Source organism: Alphaproteobacteria bacterium (genome assembly GCA_023898725.1).
Lineage (GTDB): Bacteria > Pseudomonadota > Alphaproteobacteria > JAUHZC01 > JAUHZC01.
On sequence record CP060236.1, the window covers coordinates 562,501 to 581,884 of the forward strand.

General features: G+C 41.5%; 15 protein-coding genes, 1 rRNA gene and 2 pseudogenes (1 of these 18 cut by a window edge). 13 read left to right on the forward strand and 5 right to left on the reverse strand.

Annotation, left to right across the window (positions count from 1 at the left end; all coding sequences use genetic code 11):
• The 4 genes from H6849_02505 to H6849_02520 form a co-directional block, all read left to right on the forward strand.
• A 23S ribosomal RNA gene (locus H6849_02505) occupies positions 1-2,180 on the forward strand; it begins 574 nt to the left of the window's first position.
• A gap of 322 nt (positions 2,181-2,502) precedes the next feature.
• Positions 2,503-2,709, forward strand: coding sequence for a cold-shock protein (locus tag H6849_02510; protein USO00961.1), 207 nt, complete (start codon positions 2,503-2,505; stop codon positions 2,707-2,709).
• A gap of 104 nt (positions 2,710-2,813) precedes the next feature.
• The gene (locus H6849_02515) at positions 2,814-4,244 is read left to right on the forward strand and encodes a DEAD/DEAH box helicase (protein ID USO00962.1); all 1,431 of its coding nucleotides are present in this window, start codon (positions 2,814-2,816) and stop codon (positions 4,242-4,244) included.
• A gap of 197 nt (positions 4,245-4,441) precedes the next feature.
• Entirely contained in the window at positions 4,442-4,672 is a 231-nt protein-coding gene (locus tag H6849_02520) for a transposase (GenBank protein ID USO00963.1), read from the forward strand.
• Positions 4,673-4,749: 77 nt separating this feature from the next.
• Here H6849_02520 and H6849_02525 read toward each other — a convergent pair.
• Positions 4,750-4,845 (reverse strand): annotated as a pseudogene (locus H6849_02525) (IS1595 family transposase).
• A gap of 63 nt (positions 4,846-4,908) precedes the next feature.
• On the opposite strand from H6849_02525, the gene H6849_02530 reads away from it, so the two are divergent.
• From H6849_02530 to H6849_02555, 6 genes are all read left to right on the forward strand, one after another.
• Positions 4,909-5,253 carry a hypothetical protein gene (locus H6849_02530; protein ID USO00964.1) on the forward strand — a complete coding sequence of 115 codons (345 nt, stop codon included), beginning with the start codon at positions 4,909-4,911 and terminating at the stop codon, positions 5,251-5,253.
• Between the two features lie 61 nt (positions 5,254-5,314).
• Positions 5,315-6,115, forward strand: coding sequence for a hypothetical protein (locus tag H6849_02535; GenBank protein USO00965.1), 801 nt, complete (start codon positions 5,315-5,317; stop codon positions 6,113-6,115).
• A 538-nt stretch (positions 6,116-6,653) separates the two neighbouring features.
• Positions 6,654-7,187, forward strand: a complete 534-nt coding sequence (locus tag H6849_02540; GenBank protein ID USO00966.1) for a hypothetical protein — start codon at positions 6,654-6,656, stop codon at positions 7,185-7,187.
• Entirely contained in the window at positions 7,188-7,946 is a 759-nt protein-coding gene (locus H6849_02545; protein USO00967.1) for a hypothetical protein, read from the forward strand.
• Between the two features lie 59 nt (positions 7,947-8,005).
• Complete coding sequence (locus tag H6849_02550; GenBank protein ID USO00968.1) at positions 8,006-8,338, forward strand: hypothetical protein; 333 nt, start codon at positions 8,006-8,008, stop codon at positions 8,336-8,338.
• Between the two features lie 58 nt (positions 8,339-8,396).
• On the forward strand, positions 8,397-8,807 hold the full coding sequence (locus tag H6849_02555; GenBank protein USO00969.1) for a hypothetical protein: 411 nt from the start codon (positions 8,397-8,399) through the stop codon (positions 8,805-8,807).
• Positions 8,808-8,883: 76 nt separating this feature from the next.
• On the opposite strand, the pseudogene H6849_02560 reads toward H6849_02555, so the two are convergent.
• A pseudogene (locus H6849_02560) lies at positions 8,884-9,508 on the reverse strand (IS6 family transposase).
• Between the two features lie 385 nt (positions 9,509-9,893).
• Between H6849_02560 and H6849_02565 the strand changes: the two are divergent.
• The 3 genes from H6849_02565 to H6849_02575 are packed head-to-tail and all read left to right on the forward strand — an operon-like array spanning position 9,894 to position 13,321.
• Positions 9,894-10,958: a TauD/TfdA family dioxygenase gene (locus H6849_02565; protein ID USO00970.1), complete on the forward strand. Its 1,065-nt coding sequence runs from the start codon at positions 9,894-9,896 to the stop codon at positions 10,956-10,958.
• Between the two features lies 1 nt (position 10,959).
• Entirely contained in the window at positions 10,960-11,862 is a 903-nt protein-coding gene (locus H6849_02570) for a DMT family transporter (protein USO00971.1), read from the forward strand.
• Positions 11,840-13,321 (forward strand): hypothetical protein, encoded by a 1,482-nt coding sequence (locus H6849_02575; protein USO00972.1) that lies wholly within the window; start codon positions 11,840-11,842, stop codon positions 13,319-13,321. Before H6849_02570 ends, H6849_02575 begins: the two co-directional genes overlap by 23 nt.
• A 31-nt stretch (positions 13,322-13,352) precedes the next feature.
• On the opposite strand, the gene H6849_02580 is transcribed toward H6849_02575, so the two are convergent.
• The 3 genes from H6849_02580 to H6849_02590 all read right to left on the reverse strand — a co-directional run bounded on the left by H6849_02580 (position 13,353) and on the right by H6849_02590 (position 19,375).
• Positions 13,353-16,307 (reverse strand): tetratricopeptide repeat protein, encoded by a 2,955-nt coding sequence (locus tag H6849_02580; GenBank protein ID USO00973.1) that lies wholly within the window; start codon positions 16,305-16,307, stop codon positions 13,353-13,355.
• 272 nt (positions 16,308-16,579) lie between these two features.
• Positions 16,580-17,194, reverse strand: coding sequence for a hypothetical protein (locus H6849_02585; GenBank protein USO00974.1), 615 nt, complete (start codon positions 17,192-17,194; stop codon positions 16,580-16,582).
• Between the two features lie 549 nt (positions 17,195-17,743).
• Positions 17,744-19,375, reverse strand: a complete 1,632-nt coding sequence (locus H6849_02590; GenBank protein ID USO00975.1) for a hypothetical protein — start codon at positions 19,373-19,375, stop codon at positions 17,744-17,746.
• Positions 19,376-19,384 lie beyond the last annotated feature (9 nt).

Below are 19,384 nucleotides of genomic sequence, written 5' to 3' on the forward strand. Positions count from 1 at the left end.
GTCTCGGGAGCAAGCTTAAGCCGATAGGTGTAGGCGTAGCGAAAGCGAGTCTTAATAGGGCGATTTAGTTCCAGGGATGAGACCCGAAACCGGGTGATCTAGCCATGAGCAGGCTGAAGGTGCGGTAACACGTACTGGAGGGCCGAACCCACTGATGTTGCAAAATCAGGGGATGACTTGTGGCTAGGGGTGAAAGGCCAATCAAACCCGGAAATAGCTGGTTCTCCGCGAAAACTATTTAGGTAGTGCGTTGTGTATAACTGCTGGGGGTAGAGCACTGGATGGGCTAGGGGGCCGCGAGGCTTACCAAACCTAACCAAACTCCGAATACCAGCAAGTTCAGCACAGCAGACAGACCATGGGTGCTAAGGTCCGTGGTCAAAAGGGAAACAGCCCTAACCGCCAGCTAAGGTCCCCAAATGATGGTTAAGTGTAAAAGGAAGTGGGAAGGCCAAGACAGCCAGGAGGTTGGCTTAGAAGCAGCCATCCTTTAAAGAAAGCGTAATAGCTCACTGGTCTAGACAAGCCGTCCTGCGCCGAAAATGTAACGGGGCTTAAACCATCTACCGAAGCTGTGGGTTTGCAAAAGAGAGATACTTTTGCAAGCGGTAGCGGAGCGTTCTGTAGGCCGTTGAAGATAGCGTGTAAACGTTGTTGGAGGTATCAGAAGTGAGAATGCTGACATGAGTAACGTTAAAGCATGTAAAAAACATGCTCGCCGAAAGTCCAAGGTTTCCGACGCCAGGTTAATCCGCGTCGGGTTAGTCGACCCCTAAGGCGAGGGCGAAAGCCGTAGTCGATGGGAATCAGGTTAATATTCCTGAACCAGTTGGAAGTGACGAATATTGTAAGTTGTCTACCCTTATTGGATTGGGTTGGCTTCGAAAATGTTCCAGGAAATAGCTCCAACATATTGATCGTACCGCAAACCGACACTGGTGGACGAGTTGAGTATACTAAGGCGCTTGAGAGAACGATGTTGAAGGAACTCGGCAAAATGCTCCTGTAACTTCGGGATAAAGGAGGCCCTTGCGCGGGCAACCGTGTGAGGGTGGCACAGAATAGGGGGTTGCGACTGTTTACCAAAAACACAGGGCTCTGCGAAGTCGAAAGACGACGTATAGGGTCTGACGCCTGCCCGGTGCTGGAAGGTTAAGAGGACGGGTGCAAGCTTGGAATCGAAGCCCCAGTAAACGGCGGCCGTAACTATAACGGTCCTAAGGTAGCGAAATTCCTTGTCGGGTAAGTTCCGACCCGCACGAATGGCGTAACGACATCCCCGCTGTCTCCAACATCGACTCAGTGAAATTGAATTCCCCGTGAAGATGCGGGGTACCCGCGGTCAGACGGAAAGACCCCGTGCACCTTTACTACAGCTTTGCAGTGGTGTTAGGATCGTTATGTGTAGGATAGGTGGGAGCCTATGAAGCGTTGGCGCCAGTTGGCGTGGAGGCATCCTTGAAATACCACCCTTAACGTTTTTGATACCTAACCGCGTCGTGTTATCCACGTCCGGGACCCTGCATGGTGGGTAGTTTGACTGGGGCGGTCGCCTCCTAAAGAGTAACGGAGGCGCGCAATGGTAGGCTCAAGCTGGTCGGAAATCAGCTGTAGAGTGTAATGGCAAAAGCCTGCCTGACTGCGAGACGTACATGTCGAGCAGAGACGAAAGTCGGTCATAGTGATCCGGTGGTCCCTCGTGGATGGGCCATCGCTCAACGGATAAAAGGTACGCCGGGGATAACAGGCTGATCTCCCCCAAGAGCTCTTATCGACGGGGAGGTTTGGCACCTCGATGTCGACTCATCACATCCTGGGGCTGAAGTCGGTCCCAAGGGTTTGGCTGTTCGCCAATTAAAGTGGTACGTGAGTTGGGTTCAGAACGTCGTGAGACAGTTCGGCTCCTATCTGCCGTGGGCGCCGGATAATTGAGAGGACCTGTCCCTAGTACGAGAGGACCGGGATGGACGTACCTATGGTGTACCAGTTGTAGCGCCAGCTGCATTGCTGGGTAGCTAAGTACGGACGAGATAACCGCTGAAAGCATCTAAGCGGGAAACTCTCCTCAAGATAAGTTATCCTTAAGAGAGCCGTGGAAGACCACCACGTTGATAGGCGGGATGTGTAAGTGCAGTAATGTATTAAGCTAACCCGTACTAATCGCTCCAACACTTGATGTGTTTAATTGCCCTTATAGGGTTTACATATCGTCATTAATTCACCTTTTCATATTTATTACAAAAAATCTCTTTTATTCATGTATCTATTTTTTGACACAAGGTTTTAGTATCATAAATATTACCTTGCTCACTGAACGCTTTTGATATAAGTGTAGTGAGAGTTTTTGTTTTCCTATGTCATGATCATGATTGATTATGCGAATTTATATAGGTAGTGAGGCTAACCCTTTGCCCCTTTATTGGATTTTGGTTCGGAAACTCAGATATTTTTCAATTGCCGTTGAAAAATCTATTAACAGTAACTATCTAAAAGGAAGAATAAATGGCACAAGGTACAGTAAAGTGGTTCAATACTACAAAAGGTTATGGTTTCATTGCTCCTGAGCAGGGTGGCGCTGATATTTTTGTTCACATCAGTGAAGTCCAAAAAGCAGGAATCCAACATCTTCCAGATGGACAGAGAGTGTCCTATGAGCTAGCGGAAAACCGTGGAAAGCAATCCGCCGTAAATATTAGTTTGAGCGACTAACCTCGCGCCACGCTAAGGCTTGCATTTCATTAATTTGACTTGTGTTCGTTTCGTTAACTGACATGCACTAGCACCGTTTAAAACAAACAACATAAGGATTAATTATGCAAGATTTCAATTTCCCAGGAATACCAAGCGAACTTAAGGTTTCGTTAACACGCTTAAGGTTTACAGAACCGACACCTGTGCAACGTGAAACAATACCTCTTGCTCTTGCGGGTAGAGATGTTTTGGCTACGGCTCAAACGGGAACAGGAAAAACGGCTGCGTTTGGTATCCCCCTGGTTACAAAAGTTCTTTCTGACACACAGAGCCACGGTCTAGTGCTCTTGCCAACCCGTGAACTTGCCCTTCAAGTGTATCAGGCCTTCCAGTCTTTTATCGGTAAGGCGAAAGTTCCTATGGCCCTGCTTGTTGGTGGTGAGTGTTATACCCGTCAGGGAAACCAATTGCGCGCAAATCCGCGCATTGTTATCGGTACACCAGGCCGCATTAATGATCATCTCAATCGTAAAACGCTTTCCCTTGCGAATACGCGTATCCTTGTTCTTGATGAAGTTGACCGGATGCTTGATATGGGATTCTCCATTCAGTTGGATGCTATTGCGAAATTTCTTCCTGAAGTCCGCCAAACACTGATGTTCTCCGCAACCCTTCCTTCTGGCATTCAGAAATTATCGGCAAAATATTTGACAGATCCTGCCCGTATTACGGTGGGGTCAGTTCATACGCCTGCGGCCAATATTAAGCAAACCCGTTTGAAGGTCGAAGATCCGGATAAGTATAACTTGCTTCTTGAAGAGCTTGAAGTGCGTCAAGGATCTGTGATCGTTTTTGTGAAAACGAAGCGTTCGGCAGATGCAATGATGGTTAAGCTTAAGAAAAATGGTCATAAAGCGGATGCCCTTCATGGTGACTTGCGCCAGAATAAGCGTAACCGTGTTATCGCTGATTTTCGCAAACAAACCTCACGTGTTCTTGTTGCTACAGATGTTGCGGCACGCGGTCTTGATATTCCGCACATTTCACATGTTATTAACTACAATCTTCCTCAAAATCCAGAGGATTATATTCACCGTATCGGACGCACGGCCCGTGCAGGTGCAAGTGGTGAGGCCGTAAACTTTTTAAGCTCTGCTGAAACAGTACAATGGCGTGCGATTGAACGCTTACTTGATCCTTCTTTAAAGGACACCAAGCCCGTGAAACCAGGTTCTCGCAAGGGTCGCCCCGGATTTTTACAGGGAAAAGGTCCCGACCGGAGAGGTGAGCGATCATCCGCACGTCCCGGGGCACCAAAAGCGCTGAGGCCATTCCGTGCAAAATCTTCCTCTGCCGATGGCAGTGCAGATTCTCACGAGCGTCGTCCAGCACGGACCTTTGGGGGACAAAGCCGTGGACGTGATGCATCAGAGCGTCGTCTGTCGCCAAATGGTTCTCCAAAACGTCCTAATTTTCGTTCTGGTAGTCGCCCAGAAGGAAGACCCCCGCGTGCCAAAGCCCGCTCTGCTCCACGTCCAGCCCCCGCACGCTGAGATAACTTTTAGGAGGTTGTCCCAGATAATACATAAAAAGTGTTATAAAGGTAGGCATGAGAAAGAGTCGTTTAAGCAGAATGAAACACGAAAAGCTAGTTGAGCCTTTTGTGGCCGGCACCATAGCAAGATGTGTGTCTTGATTGATTGGTATCAATCATAAAACAGCAGCTTACTATTATCAGAGGCCCAGAGTATTGATTGCCCAGCATCAAGAACGTGAAGTTTTGTCTGTTTTTGATGGAGAGATAGAGGTTGATGAAAGTTATTTTGGAGGTGCCCGTAAAGGTCAACGAGAAAGGGGATCTGTAGGTAAGGTTCCTGTATTTGGTCTATTGAAGCGGGGATGCAAGGTACATACTCAGGTGATTCCAGATGCCAAGAGAACCCCGCTGGTTCCGATTATTCGGAGCAAGGGAGTAACCTGATAGCCTTGTTTATACAGACTCTTGGCCAGCCTATAATGTTTTGGATACGACTGAATTTGGCCACTACCACATTAATCATTCCAAAAATTTTCGATGCCCTTGATGTGATCCTTCTTATCCGCAAAAAGTGTGTTGTGATTAATTCTAAAATGTCTGAGATCAGAGGTGTCCAAGGTCCAGAGGTGTTCAAGGTATTGCACGCTGGGCATGAGTCACGAGAGACAACACGATCCAACGTGACTGTATTCTACTTTGCGGCAAATGCCCTCGTTAGCTGGATCGAGGTTGTTGATGAAATTGCGTGGGCCTGTGGAAGAGACCTGGTTGCTACCATGACATGTGGACGTGTTGTTCGGCGGGATTCATTAGGCATTCCTATTGCCTACCCGGCGGAAACCTTCTCGAAAGAAGCTAAACTTGCAAGCATCTTTTGGATATTAAAGAGAATGGAGACAGCTAGAGCGGGAGACGTTAATGGGCACGTGCGCACACTTACAAGTGAGATCAAGCAAACACTCAGGCTCCATCCAGTAACTCGAGGGTCAAATATATCAAGAACAGTGGTTGATTACCTCAGATAGAAGTAAAATTGACAAATAGCCAAGAATCTGCAAATATTCTCAGGTGATAGGAGCATTGATTATGGTTAAAGTTTTACGCACATTGTTGGTTTTCTCTGTTGTTGTGGCACAAGCCTCAACAACTCGTGCGTGCGCGGATGGTACGGGGGAAACTTTTCCATCACCCTTAACTATTGCGCGCGCCATGCGACTCGATCCTCATCCCTCAATTGATTCACTGGAACCCATGGAGGTCGTTGATCCTCACCCGTATCCTTCCGGAAGACCCCGTGTGAAGCGTGCGGAGTATTTACCAGTCACATCTACCTGGCAAACAAAGGAAGAAATAGAGTTTGCACAGCAGTGTTTTAAAACGGCGTGTTCCTTTTTCTTGCGTTATCAAAAAGAGGGCAAGAGTGGGCTAATTACTGCAGCTCTCCATTATGCACGAGCAGCGCTCTATTACGGTCACAGTGAGGCTGGCTCACTTATGATGAACTACTATGGTTATAAAATAGCGTATATTCCTCTAGGTGGAGGATACACTGAAAACGTTCGGTGTCCAGGTAAGCCTGATTTTCGATTCTATAACGCTGTCGGACGAACAAGAAGAGGGTTCGGTGGAACAAGAACCCCTGTCGTTGCCTATGGATTTAATGCGCGTGCATTAGCTGCAGGAAAAACCCCGACAACAGGAGATCTTGACGATAAGTTAGGACTCGTATTGAGAGATATTTTTAGGGCCGAGGATGCTCCCGAAACCCTTGGTGTAGGGGTTGGCGATGTAGTAGTTGTGCTTGAAGAAAGCAAAGAAGAAGGAGACGAGGAGAGACGTGCTCTATTGGGCACGGTGAGGCACCGCCGCACTGGAACAGTCGACTAATCTGTGTCCTCTGAAAAAGGAGTGACTCGTACGAATACCCGAGATTCTTTGATCAGGCCATCCCCAAAGGCACAGGGTGGCTACAGCCGTGGTTTTTGGAAAGACCGAGGGATAAAGGCTATTAATTCTGATGATAAAAAAATAACATAGTACGCTGGCCGGTGTTTATTAATGGGCAGAAAGTCAATTTTTCCCCTTTCTGTAAAATTATCCCCTTCAATAATGACATATAGGTAATACATTAGCCCTTAGTATGAAACATCGCGCACCATCACGTTTACTAAAAATCTTCTGAGAGCTTTTATTCTCTTTTCCTCTGTTTCGTTGCCAATGATGACATCAGGAGGTGTTGCTCCTGAATCTGTTATTCTCGAGGAATTAGAGTTTGTCGATGATCCACGAGCTTGCTTTCAAAGATATCGTATGGGGAGAAAGATCAGTCACTTAAGGTATTTTCATCATTCTACCTTGATTTTCAGAATTGCGACACTATGCAAGTGCTGTTGTCCCCGTCCCACCAGTATTATTAGAGGCAGTAATGACTGATGATCCAAAAACTAATCATCTTTCCCAACCGTTACGCAAAGATGCCCGCGTTTTTTATGACGAGTTCGTCCGTGTGTGTGCGGAAATTAATGGAAGAAACCCTGATAAGGCTATAACTGATATTGGCGATGATGGGACAATTGTTGATCACTTAACATCTCCACTCCTAGGCGAACATGTCGTCAACCCCCTTGATACCCCGGTGATGCGATTTATTGATGCACAAGTATGTGAAAATGGGTGGGGGCGTCCTTGTGTAGATTATCCTGCGGCTTACTATGATTGTCAAAGTTTTACGACCCCCATTCCTGATGACATTATATATGATGAGGGCTATCTCATGCCTGATGGAACCGCAGCTCCCGTAGAGGGCATTCGGCAACTACCCCATCGCATCGCAACCTTTTTGCATGCTCATGCAAAAACAAATGCCATTGCCGCATATTTCGACGGGGTTGTAAAGCTGCGTAACCTGAATCGTGAGAACCTCAGGTTGGATGAGGGAATAGAATCCCTAACGTTTTAAATGCGTAAATTAAACGCTCTGGCGGCAGATTTACTTTCAGATGGGAAAAGCCAGCCAATTATGGTTGGTGTAGATTTTCCCGCGGATATCGATCTCTATAAAATGATTACGGACACCTCTGACACCCGCGAAAGACTACTAAAAAGAGTGATCACTACACGAGCAGCACATGGGGTCTTAACTGAACCCGAAAATCATCTTTTGAGGTCTATGGTGCAAAGTCTCCCTGGTAATACAGAGAGGTATTTTCGCCTCTGGGAAGAAGCAACAGGCGATCTTTCGGCCACACGTGGTGCAATGCCTGCCCCCGTTAATCGTAAGGATCAGCTTCCTGACTTTATTATTGGCAGTGCGGCAATCATTGGCGGTATTGCTTATACACAATCACCAAGCTTTTATGACCCTGCCGTGTGGGGAGAGGGGCTTTCTTTCCTCGTGATAGGGAGTGTCACCCTTGTCAGGCTCACTAATCAAGTGTTGTTATCTTATGGCGTTGATGCGTGTGCCTGCATCCCTTGCCTCCGTCCCCGTGATTTTGGCTCGTGGAATCGCGGTGGCATTGTGCCTCCCACAACCTTTGTTAAAGAAGCCCGCCTTCTTTCCTTATTATGGATGATGAAGTATACAGATCGTGTGCAAAGTGAGGGTGATATCCCCACTCTTGTGCGTGAAATGGGTGTAGCTGTTCGCAGTGCATTAAATACGCACCCCCCTGTTTCTGGGTCAACACTATCAAAGATACTCGTTGATCACCTATAGAATTAATTGACAAACAAGGATATTCATATAGAGTATTTATGTACATAAGGATAATCTTTATGCACTATATACTTTCCATTCTTACAATATTGTTATGTCCCCCACTTCTCGCAAGTTTTACTGAAGTTAGTGACGCTGAAAGGTCACCTGTTCGTACAGGGATACACATGCACCCTGATGCGCACACACTTAAACTGCTTGATTTATCTTATATCAGTGCTGACACTGGTGATACTGTGAATTTTAAGGCACGGCGCACGACAGACCATTATCCGAATGAAGATGAAATTCATTTTGCTGAGTCATGTGTTACCGCTGCGGAAAAGCTGTTAGTGGGAACGTTTAAACGAGATATGTGGGGAAGAACCGTGTGCGTGGGAAAAAGACCCTAGCCGTGCCCTGAAACTCCTTGCACAAGCCCATTATTTTGGGGCTCCGCGAGCAGCATCATTGATAGGACGTTATTTTGAAAACGGATTTAAAGGTCTGTTTCCTGAGGAGGAAATAGCAGGATGTCCGATCACCAAGGAATCGCTCGACGCACTGGATGCATCGCATAGGCTGCATTTTGGCCAGCGCCTTAGCAGAAGATATGAATCAAACCGCACACGTATTAAGGATAGGAAACCGCTTAGGCTTGGCTACTTACCGGAAGGAACATTGTTGAAGGTCTTGAAAGATTATGATGCAACGCACAGGCAGACACCTCCGCCTACGTATGCAACAGATTCTGATATTTCTTCTGAAGATGGCGTAAGAGTTGATGACGTTACCTTTCGCGCAGAAGGTCCCGCATATGCTGAAAAAGTTCCTCTTTTAAGAAAAGACCGTACCGGCATTCGTAAGCGCCTTGTCCATTAATACCCCCATAACTTCTACGGCCGTGTTGCAAATTTGAATGTTGAGGAACCAACAGCCTCTGAAAGGTTCTTGGGGCTTAATATCCGAGCAGACCTTGAGTGATGGTTCTGACTTCTCCTTGAAGGTCTTGTGCGAACTTCCAGGTATCTCATTGATCCTTTTTAGATATTCTCATCAGTTCAAGTCCTTTTAATGTAGCATAAGCGGCTGTGCGTGACTTGAATCCCAGGGTTGGTTTTGTGAGGGGTTTGATTTTGCCATTATCTGATTCGATCAAATTATTCAGGTATTTTACCTGTAGATGTTGCCACTCTTTTGTGCAGCTCCTGTATTGCGTATTGGGGACAAATAAAATCAATGGTATAGCCTTGCTTATTCAAGGTTCTATAAAGGTATGGCCATTTTCTTTTCACTTTGATGCAGGTCTCATCCACGCGCCAAGACTATCCACTGGTTATTTTTCAGTACCACTTAAGTCTATCCAGAATTTTAGAGGCATAATAGATGACCCAATGATAGAGCGTTGTAGGGTTAACCTGGATGCCTCTTTCACAGGCCATTTTCTCTCAGTCGGGATAGCTGATTCCATACTTACAATACCATCTTACCGCCCAGATGATGATTTGATAATAAAAATGACGATATCTGAACGCCAAATTTCCAACAGGGACAAAAGGTGAGTGGTTTGAGTGAAACAACATTATATTGTCATGCAAAGACGAAAAACAAATATTAGCCGTTTAGGCGTGGCTTATCGTGACATAAAATTTACACCCCACAATGTTTTCACATTATATTATATCTGAATTATTATTCTATTCTGGGAGAAATACGAATAAGTTTTCGCGGCGATAACCCAAATATCCACCCAAGATAGTGACAATATCTAGCTTAATTAGATATTTATCAAACTCCCTGAAACCTCATTGCTTATGATTGCTGAAAATTCTTTTCATTTAAGCTTATGATCTCATTATTCGCATTAAAACAAGTTTTCCTAGACCCACTTGGGTAAAAGTTAATCACCTTTATGGAATAAAAAGATTTCTAGTTCTAAGTTCAGATGAAATTAAACGGTAATTTAAAATGTTTGCACAAAATTTAAACGTTAAGAGATCAAATACTCTATCACGTCAACTTAAGGTGATGGAATATAATTTAAACTTAAGTGACATAAGCTTACTTAACGAGTGCTCTGATGAAGCTCTCTCTCGTTTTGATAACGTAGATAACCCAGATTTTTATGAGGCAAAAAATATATTTATCACAAAACTACCACAACAAATTCGTTTGACAGTTAGTGAGTTTAAAAAGGAGGCGTCTGACGTATTAGTCATAAGGGGATATCCCTTTGACGATAAGCTGTTAGGGAGTACGCCCCCTCATTGGAATGTTCCTAAGTCTGATTATGCCCGAAAACTGCAATTCATTAACTTTTTCATAGCTGCTCAATTTGGTTATCCCTATAGCTGGAAAACACAAAACGGCGGCAGTTTTGTATCTGATGTTCTGCCAATTCAGGGTTTTGAAGAACATCAACAGGGATATGGATCTAATGTGAATCTAAGATTTCATACAGAAGACTCTTTCCATATTGCTCGGGCTGACTTTTTAACGCTTATGTGTATGAGAAATGATTCTAGAACGCCAACTACACTATTTCCTATTCAGTTAGATGCGATTCCAGATGAATATAAAAGAGAGTTGTTTAAAGAACAGTATGAAATCTATCCTGATGATTCCCACACAGAGGTTACGTACACAGAAAAACAGTATAAAGAGAACACGGATTTGCAAAAAACCTTTGAAACATTCAATAAGATCCGAAAAATAAGTATTCTTCGTGGGCAATGGAATAACCCATACTTGCAACTTGATCCAGAGATCATGCCAACTGAAAATCTTACTACCGAAGCGAAAGCTGCATTTGATTATATCTGTGAGAAGATTGAAGAATCTCGTACCGGACTGGCTTTAAACCAAGGTGAGATCCTTATCATTAATAATCATCTGCTTGCACATGGTCGTGGTAAATTCAAGGCAAACTACGATGGCCGTGACAGATGGATGGAGCGTATTCTTGTTCTGGAAGACTTACGTAAAACAGTTTCCCATAGAACAGGCCGTAACACCCATATGATTGTTAGATAAAATGAAGTCTAAAGGAATCATTTTGGCACTGGGTGCCGCAATATCAAATGGAACATTGGGTATCTTTTCAAAGTTCTGCTTTAGTGATGCTTTGTTGCCAATTCAAATAGCGCTTTACCGCTGTGTGTATGCCTTTTTCTTGATATCGCTAATCGCTACTTTTTCTCCAATGGTCAGAAGTCAAATATACTCTCTTCGAAATAGGTCTAAAGAAATTTCCCTTTTGGCTTTTTGTGGCGTTTTGTTGTTATACGTATTTGAAACAAAAGCATTTGCTCTAACGTCCATTGCAAATGTTTCATTTACTGTTTACGGCACAGGAATTCTTACCGTTTTAGTTGGTGTCTTGTTTTTAAAAGAGCCTCTCACAATAGGACTTATCTTGGGTATATTGTTAATTTTGATTGGTGAGTACGTGCTGTTGGGAGATGTAAACCTAATTGACGCTAAAAGCATGCAAGGCATACTATATGCATTTATTGGAGGTGCTGGGTACTCAGGGTTTATTTTCTTTGCCAGGTATTTCCGTACTCCCTCAAGTTTTGGTCTTTTATGGTGGCTTTGTGGTTTAGGAAGTGCAATGCTTGTCAGCTTTGCTGCTATCACGGGTGAATCATACGCGATTCCTGTATCTCATAATAAACATATACTTTTTATGGCTATCGTGCCGACCCTAATGGGTTTTTATTTTACAGCAAAATCAGTTGAGTACATAGAAGCCGGAAAAGCACAGGTGATTGAAATGAGTGATCCATTTTTTTCATTATTATTCTGTAGCCTGTTTCTCCAACAACCAATAGGTATTCACAGCATCCTCGGGGGGAGCATGATTCTTTTAGGTGTATTTATCTCACAAACCAATATTGTAATAGGAGGTTCTCGTGTACGCAAAGCTTCTCACTAGTTGGCCAATCTTTCTGCCACCTTTCCTGACCATAGCTTTAGCAATGATAAGTAAAAGGCCAGGTTTTTCAATTATCTGTGGAATATTCCTTGGTGTCTTTATTAAGGTTGGAGTACTTGATCATCAGTACGTTTTTGAATTTGTAAAATATTTCAGGGAAATATTCTACAAAGACAATACTTTAGTTGCCAATAACATCTCATTATTCATTTTCTTGTGGCTGCTTGGTTCATATACATCGTTACTTGATAAAAGTGGGGCTCTTGGAACTATGACGGGTAGATTAATGAAATTTATTAATACACCGCGTAAGTGCGAAATGGCCATTATAGTTATTGCGTTGATAGTTTTTATTGATGACTATTTCAATAGCTTAATAGTTGGGGCGATAGCTCTTCCCATGGTGCAGAAGTTAGGTGTGTCACGAGAAAAACTCGCGTATTATTTGGATTCAACAGCAGGCCCCGCATGTATTTTGATACCATTTTCAAGTTGGGGTGTGACGATTATGGCTATCATTGAAAGAAATTTGCAGAAGCACAATCTCATAGGTTTATTTTCTTTTGAGGTCTTTATCAAATCAGCCGCATATAACTTTTATGCTATCGGTGCCCTTGTTTTAACGTTAGTAGTAGCGTTTACTACCTTTGATTTTCCTTTAATGCGTGCCCTTGACAAAAAATCCCAAGATAGTTTGAAAACCAAATCACCAGAAGATCCTTTACACGTGGATCAAAGTCATCAATTAAGGGTGAAGCGCAATGTTCCTGAAGAAAGAAATCTATTTTTTGCTGCGACAACCAGTTTATCATTTTTATTGGTTGGAACGATCATTATCATGCTTTTATCAGGCTATATACTTTCGAATTATCAGACAAATCTCATGAAACTTCTCAATCATATTGATGTCGGTATATCACTCATTTTGGGTGCTGTTGGATCTCTAGCGTTAGTTAGCGTTTATCTAAACCCATCAGTACCTGTAATTAAAAACTCATTTGTTGAGGGCTATAAATCTATGGCCCCTGCTATGAAGATATTGATGCTTGCGTGGGCATTATCTTCAGTGATTCAAGATTTAAACATAGGGCATGTTTTATCAGATTTCCTTATAGAATCAGGCCTAAACCCAGCATTTATTCCATTGTCAGTATTTATTGTAGCAGGAATTCTTTCGTTTTCATCTGGTACTAGCTGGGCAACGTTTTCCATATTGGTGCCAATTGTATTTGATCTTGTGATGGCCACAAATCAAAACCTCCTTTATATATCATTAGGAGCTACGTTAGGTGGTGCCGTGATGGGTGATCACAGTTCTCCAATTTCAGATACATCAATACTTTCTTCGACGGGGGCCAAGTGCGATCATATGTCTCATGTTGTAACACAGCTTCCTTACTGTGTCCTTGTAGGGGTATTGTCAGGGGGCGGGTATTTGATGTTTTCCTATTTTTATTAATACTTATTCGTGAGATTAACTTTCAAAAATCTTACAAGTTAACTTGTTGCATCACTGATTTATATAATGAGTTATAAAGTTTGGATTTTTTGGGATACAGAGATTCGATTTGCTTTTTGATAGATTCAGTCTTTAAGTTTTCTGGTTTATCAATACCAAGCTCTTTTTCTAAGGAATATAAATATGGAATGAAATTAGGATTGTTTTGTGTAATATAATTACGGATTTTTTTTAATTCAGAGCGAGGGTTCTTGAAATTATTCTTAATCATTAAGTGGATGGTTTTTAGCTTTTTACGCATAAATATTGGATGAGCAATACCAACACGTTTCATAATGATAAAAAGACCTTTTTCCAAATAGTGAAACCCTTGTGAAAATTTTTTATTCTTAATATAAATTTCCCCTACATCACAATACAGTAGTCCAGTTAGAAGATATTTCTCACCATGGCGTTTGATCATATCATCAAGAAGATCTTTTAATTCTATCAAAGAATTTTCACTGCTTTTATCATCCTCAAGATGTAAGGCATGTAATAGTTTAAATCTGTTCTTTAAACGGCACTCTTGAAGTTTTTTTGGCAAAGAGGCTTGGATTTCTTGATAAAGTTTAAGTCCTTCAGCCGGTAAGCCAATCTTGTGATATATTATTCCTAGTTCTGTTTTGGTAGGAAGGTCAGCTGGGTCTGTTTCCAAGCAGAGCTTATAGCAATTAATCGATCGGTTATAATCCCCAATATCTCTATATAATAGGGCAAGGATTTTGTAACATCCAAGCTTTTCATTTGCAGAAACATTCTCATTACATCTTGCTTCCAGTAAGGAAATAGCTTTTTTATATTCTCCCAGATATCTGTTTGTGAGACAGTATTCGCTGAGAATTTGAGAGTACTGCACAGAGTTTCTTGTCTTAGATACGAAGTTTAGCGCCTGGGAAAAATCTTTTAAGGCTTTTTCTCTCTGACCAAAATATCTCCTTGCCTTTCCAATTGTGAAGTATATTTCCGACAGACTTGCTGGGCTTTTAAACGTACTTTTTTTAACGATTTGTTTGAGATGAATGAGAGAAAGTCTTAATTTCTCGTCATTCAATGATTTATTATCATCATTGGTTTTGGCAATTAAAAACCCCATAAAATCCACAATAGCCTCATGATCAGGAGGCAGTTTTTGGACATAAGAAACAAGAATTTTATGCAAGCAAGGGTGAAAGTTAATCATTTCATAACTTCCTTCTTTGGAAAAAGAGCCCATGATACTTTTTAATTTTGATCGTAATACCTTACTGGGTATATGGGAGAAAAAACCTTCAAGAAGATATAATGGTATGTTTTGTGGGTTTAGGTAACTTAAACAGATTAAGAGTTTTTTTAGCTGGTAATCTTCAATAATTTTACTTTCTATGCGTTTGACAAGAATATCTTGTATCGAACGATCAGATTTGTTGGATTCATAAGGATTGCTATCTTTTGTGTAAAAGACGTTATTCACAATGTCTTTAAAACTTTTTTCTGGCTCTTCTAGCTTGGATTTAACCAGCATATAGGCTAACAAAGGTGTGAGTTGACAGTGTTTTATGGCCTCCTCTAGATCAGCCTTTATGTCTGGCTGGTCGATATTAATCGAAATTCGAATAATTTCTAAAAAGTCTTTTTTATCAATTTTATCTAGGTGGATATTATCATAAACGCAGTTAGAGTTTTTTAAATCAGAATCATCTGAGGTTATTAGAATATCAACGCTGCCCCACTTAGCTTTTTGTCGAGGTAGCAGTTTCATAATATGAGCAGTATTAAAATTTAAATTATCAAAAATGAATATTTTTTTTGCATTTTTGGGAGTATGTCTCCGCAAAAAATTTAAGAATAATCTAAATTTATCGTTATCAATACTTTTCTCAATTTTAGATAACTTATCACTTAAGCTTGGGTCTTCTAATACTAATTCTTTTGCTATAGAGTGTAATGATATTAAAAAATGATCATTTGATTCGCAATTAAACGTCCATTTAATAGAGGCTGGTTGAAGTTTCGCATATAATTGAGCAAGTGTCGTTTTCCCCATGCCATCATTCCCGGTTATTGAGATAACCTTATTTTGTTCATTGCTATGTGGTTGGGAAAAAACATGATGAATTTTTTGATGATACCTCTGATTGATATAGTATTTATCAGTGATTATATCCTCAATGTTAGATACTTGGATTGAGTTTTCATGGTTTTGGCCAAACCAGATTGAGAAAAGTAGGATAAATATTGTGGTTAGTGCAAATATAGCTATCTTTAATTCAAGTTGATAATTCTTTGTGACAACCGGATTGCTAATAGTTTTGCTAGTCTCATCTTTTTGTGTTTCAGATGAAACCGTGTTAAGGGGAAGAATAGTGACATCATTTGGTATGGCATTAAAAGTATCCGCCATTAATTTGGATTGCTCCAAGTAGTATTTTAAGCGGCTTAATAGCTGATTAGTAAAACCATTTTTCGGTCCCTGTTTTAATATTTCATTTGCAATATAAACCTTGAGATCACGATGGCACAGTTGATCTGGGTCAATGGAGATCTTAGCAAGAGGTATGTTTTTAGATGTTTTAGTTTGATTGAATAAAATCTCAATGTTGTTTTCTAAAGAGTTTGTAGATAGATCTATTTTTTTTCTAACACCAAGACCTATGTCTCGAAGATCTTCCCTTATATCTACATTCAGGTTGACAAGGCTTCCTTTGTAGAAATCACATGACAGATGCTTTTTTTTGACAAGAGATCTGATGTCTTGCAGTAAAATATTTTTTTCATATTCATGACACATTTCCTCAAATGCTCTTTGAAGAATGTATTCACCGTCTTTTAATCCATTGCGGACAAAGTTAACCAATTGGTCTCGATACTTGCTATATCGGATCTCGGGGAAAATTCTATTTCGAAGAGCGCTTAATTTATTTTCGATAGCCTGGGTTGTTTTACAGAATTTCTGTGCAATCCACATGTTTTTTTTCCCATGAAGAACTGCACCCAATAGCTGAAGTTCGTAACGGGACAGAGAAATAGATATTTTTGGAAATTGACCCAAGCTTTAACCCAAATATTTGATTATATTACCATTATAAGCCAGTGAGAATTAGTCTTAAAAAATAATACATACAAAGGCAAAAATTGTATTAACTAAAGATCCACAAAAAATATTAGCTTAATATCACAATAGATAAATTTATTCAAAGTTCTTATGCATTATTTGGTCTCAATAGTTTACGCCCTAAGTTAGTTTCGAGGGGGGTAACAGTGAAAACTAACATCTAACGTGGGTTTCTGCGGGACGCTCTTGGCTTCTTCCAATTGCTGATCTAATGCATACGATCTCTTGTTGTAATCGTTTCTGTTCATTGAATTTTTGCCTCTCTTTAAGCGTTCAAGATCTTTTGAGAGCTCTTTGATTTTTTTGGAGTTATCAACTTTTTCATAAATGTAGGTAATCTCATATTGAAAACCATCTTGTTGTATTTCACGCTGAACACTAAGATCTACTTTTGTTGGAGAGCGGGTAGGTCTATTTTTCAATAAGTGATCTTTAGAAATAGTAGTCGCTACTTTCCCACGATCAGTATAAAAATTTGTCAACGCTTCACTAAAATCTCCATTGTAGCAAACTTTTTCTCCTCCTTCTTTTGCACGGCATTCAAGGTTATTGTCTGAACAATAGCCCTTCATTTTGAGATCGTGTTTTCCTTGAAACCAATCAACATATGCATGACAAATCAAATCGTTGTCGTCGCTTTCGTATACATGAATACCTAAACTGTTTTTAAGGTTTGTGGAATACAGTGAAGAACTCAATACGCTAGCAAGCAAAACAATCGCGAAATTACCTAAATTCATATTACCTAACAATGTAACTGCTTAAAAATGTAGCTGTGTGGAAATTTTTGTCAATAATTCTAAGTGGATTTTTGGAATTAATAAGGTAAACATTTAAAATATTTTTTATGAATTAGATCTAAAGGGCCGATTTAAATCGCTCATAAGCAGAAAAGGCACTTATGCGAGCATTCTCTCCAATTAGAGCCCCATACGAGACTTATAGCACAAGGACGGCACCTTCACCATTCATGGAGGTAAAAAACAAAAACTACATGATCATTTTGAACAGGATAGCATTCCTGTTCCACAAACAATAGAAGAAATTAATTTTGACCATATTAAGAGTTCATGGTGAGGCGTCATGATATGCACCTATCGGCCTTCATATCCATAAAATCCCTGGATTTTTTAAAGATTCAAAAGGATACAAACATCGTTTGTTTCCAAGACACAAAAGGGGTGGAATACCACCCCTAACTAATACTAGTCACGAATTATCAGTGAATCAGACTCGATAATTTCACACGGAATAAGCTCTTGGATTTTAGCTGAATCGTACTACGAAACTTAGAGGTGATCATGAGGAATGCCACCTGCTTCACCCATAGAGTCTGAACCGACAACGCTGTGCGGCGCACGTGGAAGAACCCATGCATGGGTTTCCTCTACAAAACGAGTGAGGCCTGCCTGATGAAGCTCAAGAGTCTCAATGACACCGGGTAGGGTAACACTGGTAATTGGATGGAAAGCACTATCTGGATGAATGGCTCCACGTTCTGCTAATGCACGCACGAGATCGAAAGTATGAAACTGTCCAACCACACAAACAACTGGGGAATGATTAGTTGTACATAAAGACATCTGAATACGTTCGGCCCAAAGATCATCACGGGCCACTGCATCAACAATAACCGGATCAGATCGGTCGATATCTGACACATCGGCTCGGTCGATATCTGACACATCGCCTCGGGCGATATCTGACACATCGGTAATTGACCGCGTCACGGGCTGTGAAAGTGCACACAGTTGTTCCGCTAAAAGGGTTCGGGTATTACGAATTTCATTATACATGCCTCGGGGTACTACCCTTGGAGCGGTCGAGGGTACCTCTTCCTCCTCTGCAAGCACCACCTCGAGTTCCGAGATCTCTTTCTTGACATGCGCAACTAAAGTCGGGAAGAACCATAGCGACTTGGAATCTTCCTGACACGATGTGATTATATCAGACAGAATTTTGTTTTGATGAGATTCAAGAGTCTTGCGCTCTGTATCGTCCCGATCTGATCTTGTTTCAAGTGAAAATACCCCTTTTCCCTGACGCTGGGCAAGTTTTCTCAAAACATCATCCGGCGCAAAATCCAATGTAAAATAGGGTGCTTTGGATGAATTATCATATAGGGTAAACAATTTTAGATGATATAGTATATGACTGATTGCGTAGGGGTGAAATTCATTATTTTCAAAAAACTTACGAGGTAGCCTTGTGTGTTCTGAGAGCGCGTCGAATATAGTTGATGAAAGTGGGATTTGTGCTTTCTCGTACCAACGACCATCAAGACTTAAGAGAGTGTTTCTTTCAATATAGTCACGTGCATATTCCGTAGACAATGGGCGACTCTTTTCAGGATTTGTGAGATCCGCAATGTACTTATCAACAGTATGTTGCCCAACGATTAGTGGACTGAAGCGTCTCTCATTTTCAGCATCCGATAAAGGAGTTTCTTCTAAATAATCTATTTCTTTGCAGAGGGGAGGGGCATTAACTTCAGTCAAAACAATACCAGCAATACCCGTTAGGCCTAATGCCTCAGTACGTGCCATGAAGTGACCTAAAGGAAGATCATGCTGTGTTCCCACAACAATGAATGGGCGCCCGTTTGCAAGGTGAAAGGCATGTGCAATAGCATGATTTGAATCCGGGCGGGGGATACCATCAAAGCGAAGGTTGAGGAATGGATCTGGCATACCCAGATACGTATCAATGTACCAGCTGTTGTCTGTAAAACGCCTGATCATTCTTGAGGGGGGCACCGAAGATTCATCCCCTACACCCGAGCCAGTTCTTACAAAAGAATTTGTGGATGATGAGGAAACCAGTGTTGTCACTTCTGGTTTTTTGTTATCCTTTATATCCACCGATTCAGAGGACCACAAGGGGAGTGTAATCGTTAAGAGTAAAAAAATTTGTTTTTTCATGTGTGTTTC

What these genes read in the sequence shown, in the direction of transcription:
- H6849_02515 (USO00962.1), top strand. Translation starts at nt 2,814, where the DNA reads ATGCAAGATTTCAATTTCCCAGGAATACCAAGCGAACTTAAGGTTTCG.
- H6849_02580 (USO00973.1), bottom strand. Translation starts at nt 16,307, where the DNA reads ATGTGGATTGCACAGAAATTCTGTAAAACAACCCAGGCTATCGAAAAT.
- H6849_02565 (USO00970.1), top strand. Translation starts at nt 9,894, where the DNA reads ATGTTTGCACAAAATTTAAACGTTAAGAGATCAAATACTCTATCACGT.
- H6849_02535 (USO00965.1), top strand. Translation starts at nt 5,315, where the DNA reads ATGGTTAAAGTTTTACGCACATTGTTGGTTTTCTCTGTTGTTGTGGCA.
- H6849_02585 (USO00974.1), bottom strand. Translation starts at nt 17,194, where the DNA reads ATGAATTTAGGTAATTTCGCGATTGTTTTGCTTGCTAGCGTATTGAGT.
- H6849_02510 (USO00961.1), top strand. Translation starts at nt 2,503, where the DNA reads ATGGCACAAGGTACAGTAAAGTGGTTCAATACTACAAAAGGTTATGGT.
- H6849_02550 (USO00968.1), top strand. Translation starts at nt 8,006, where the DNA reads ATGCACTATATACTTTCCATTCTTACAATATTGTTATGTCCCCCACTT.
- H6849_02540 (USO00966.1), top strand. Translation starts at nt 6,654, where the DNA reads ATGACTGATGATCCAAAAACTAATCATCTTTCCCAACCGTTACGCAAA.
- H6849_02590 (USO00975.1), bottom strand. Translation starts at nt 19,375, where the DNA reads ATGAAAAAACAAATTTTTTTACTCTTAACGATTACACTCCCCTTGTGG.
- H6849_02545 (USO00967.1), top strand. Translation starts at nt 7,188, where the DNA reads ATGCGTAAATTAAACGCTCTGGCGGCAGATTTACTTTCAGATGGGAAA.
- H6849_02570 (USO00971.1), top strand. Translation starts at nt 10,960, where the DNA reads ATGAAGTCTAAAGGAATCATTTTGGCACTGGGTGCCGCAATATCAAAT.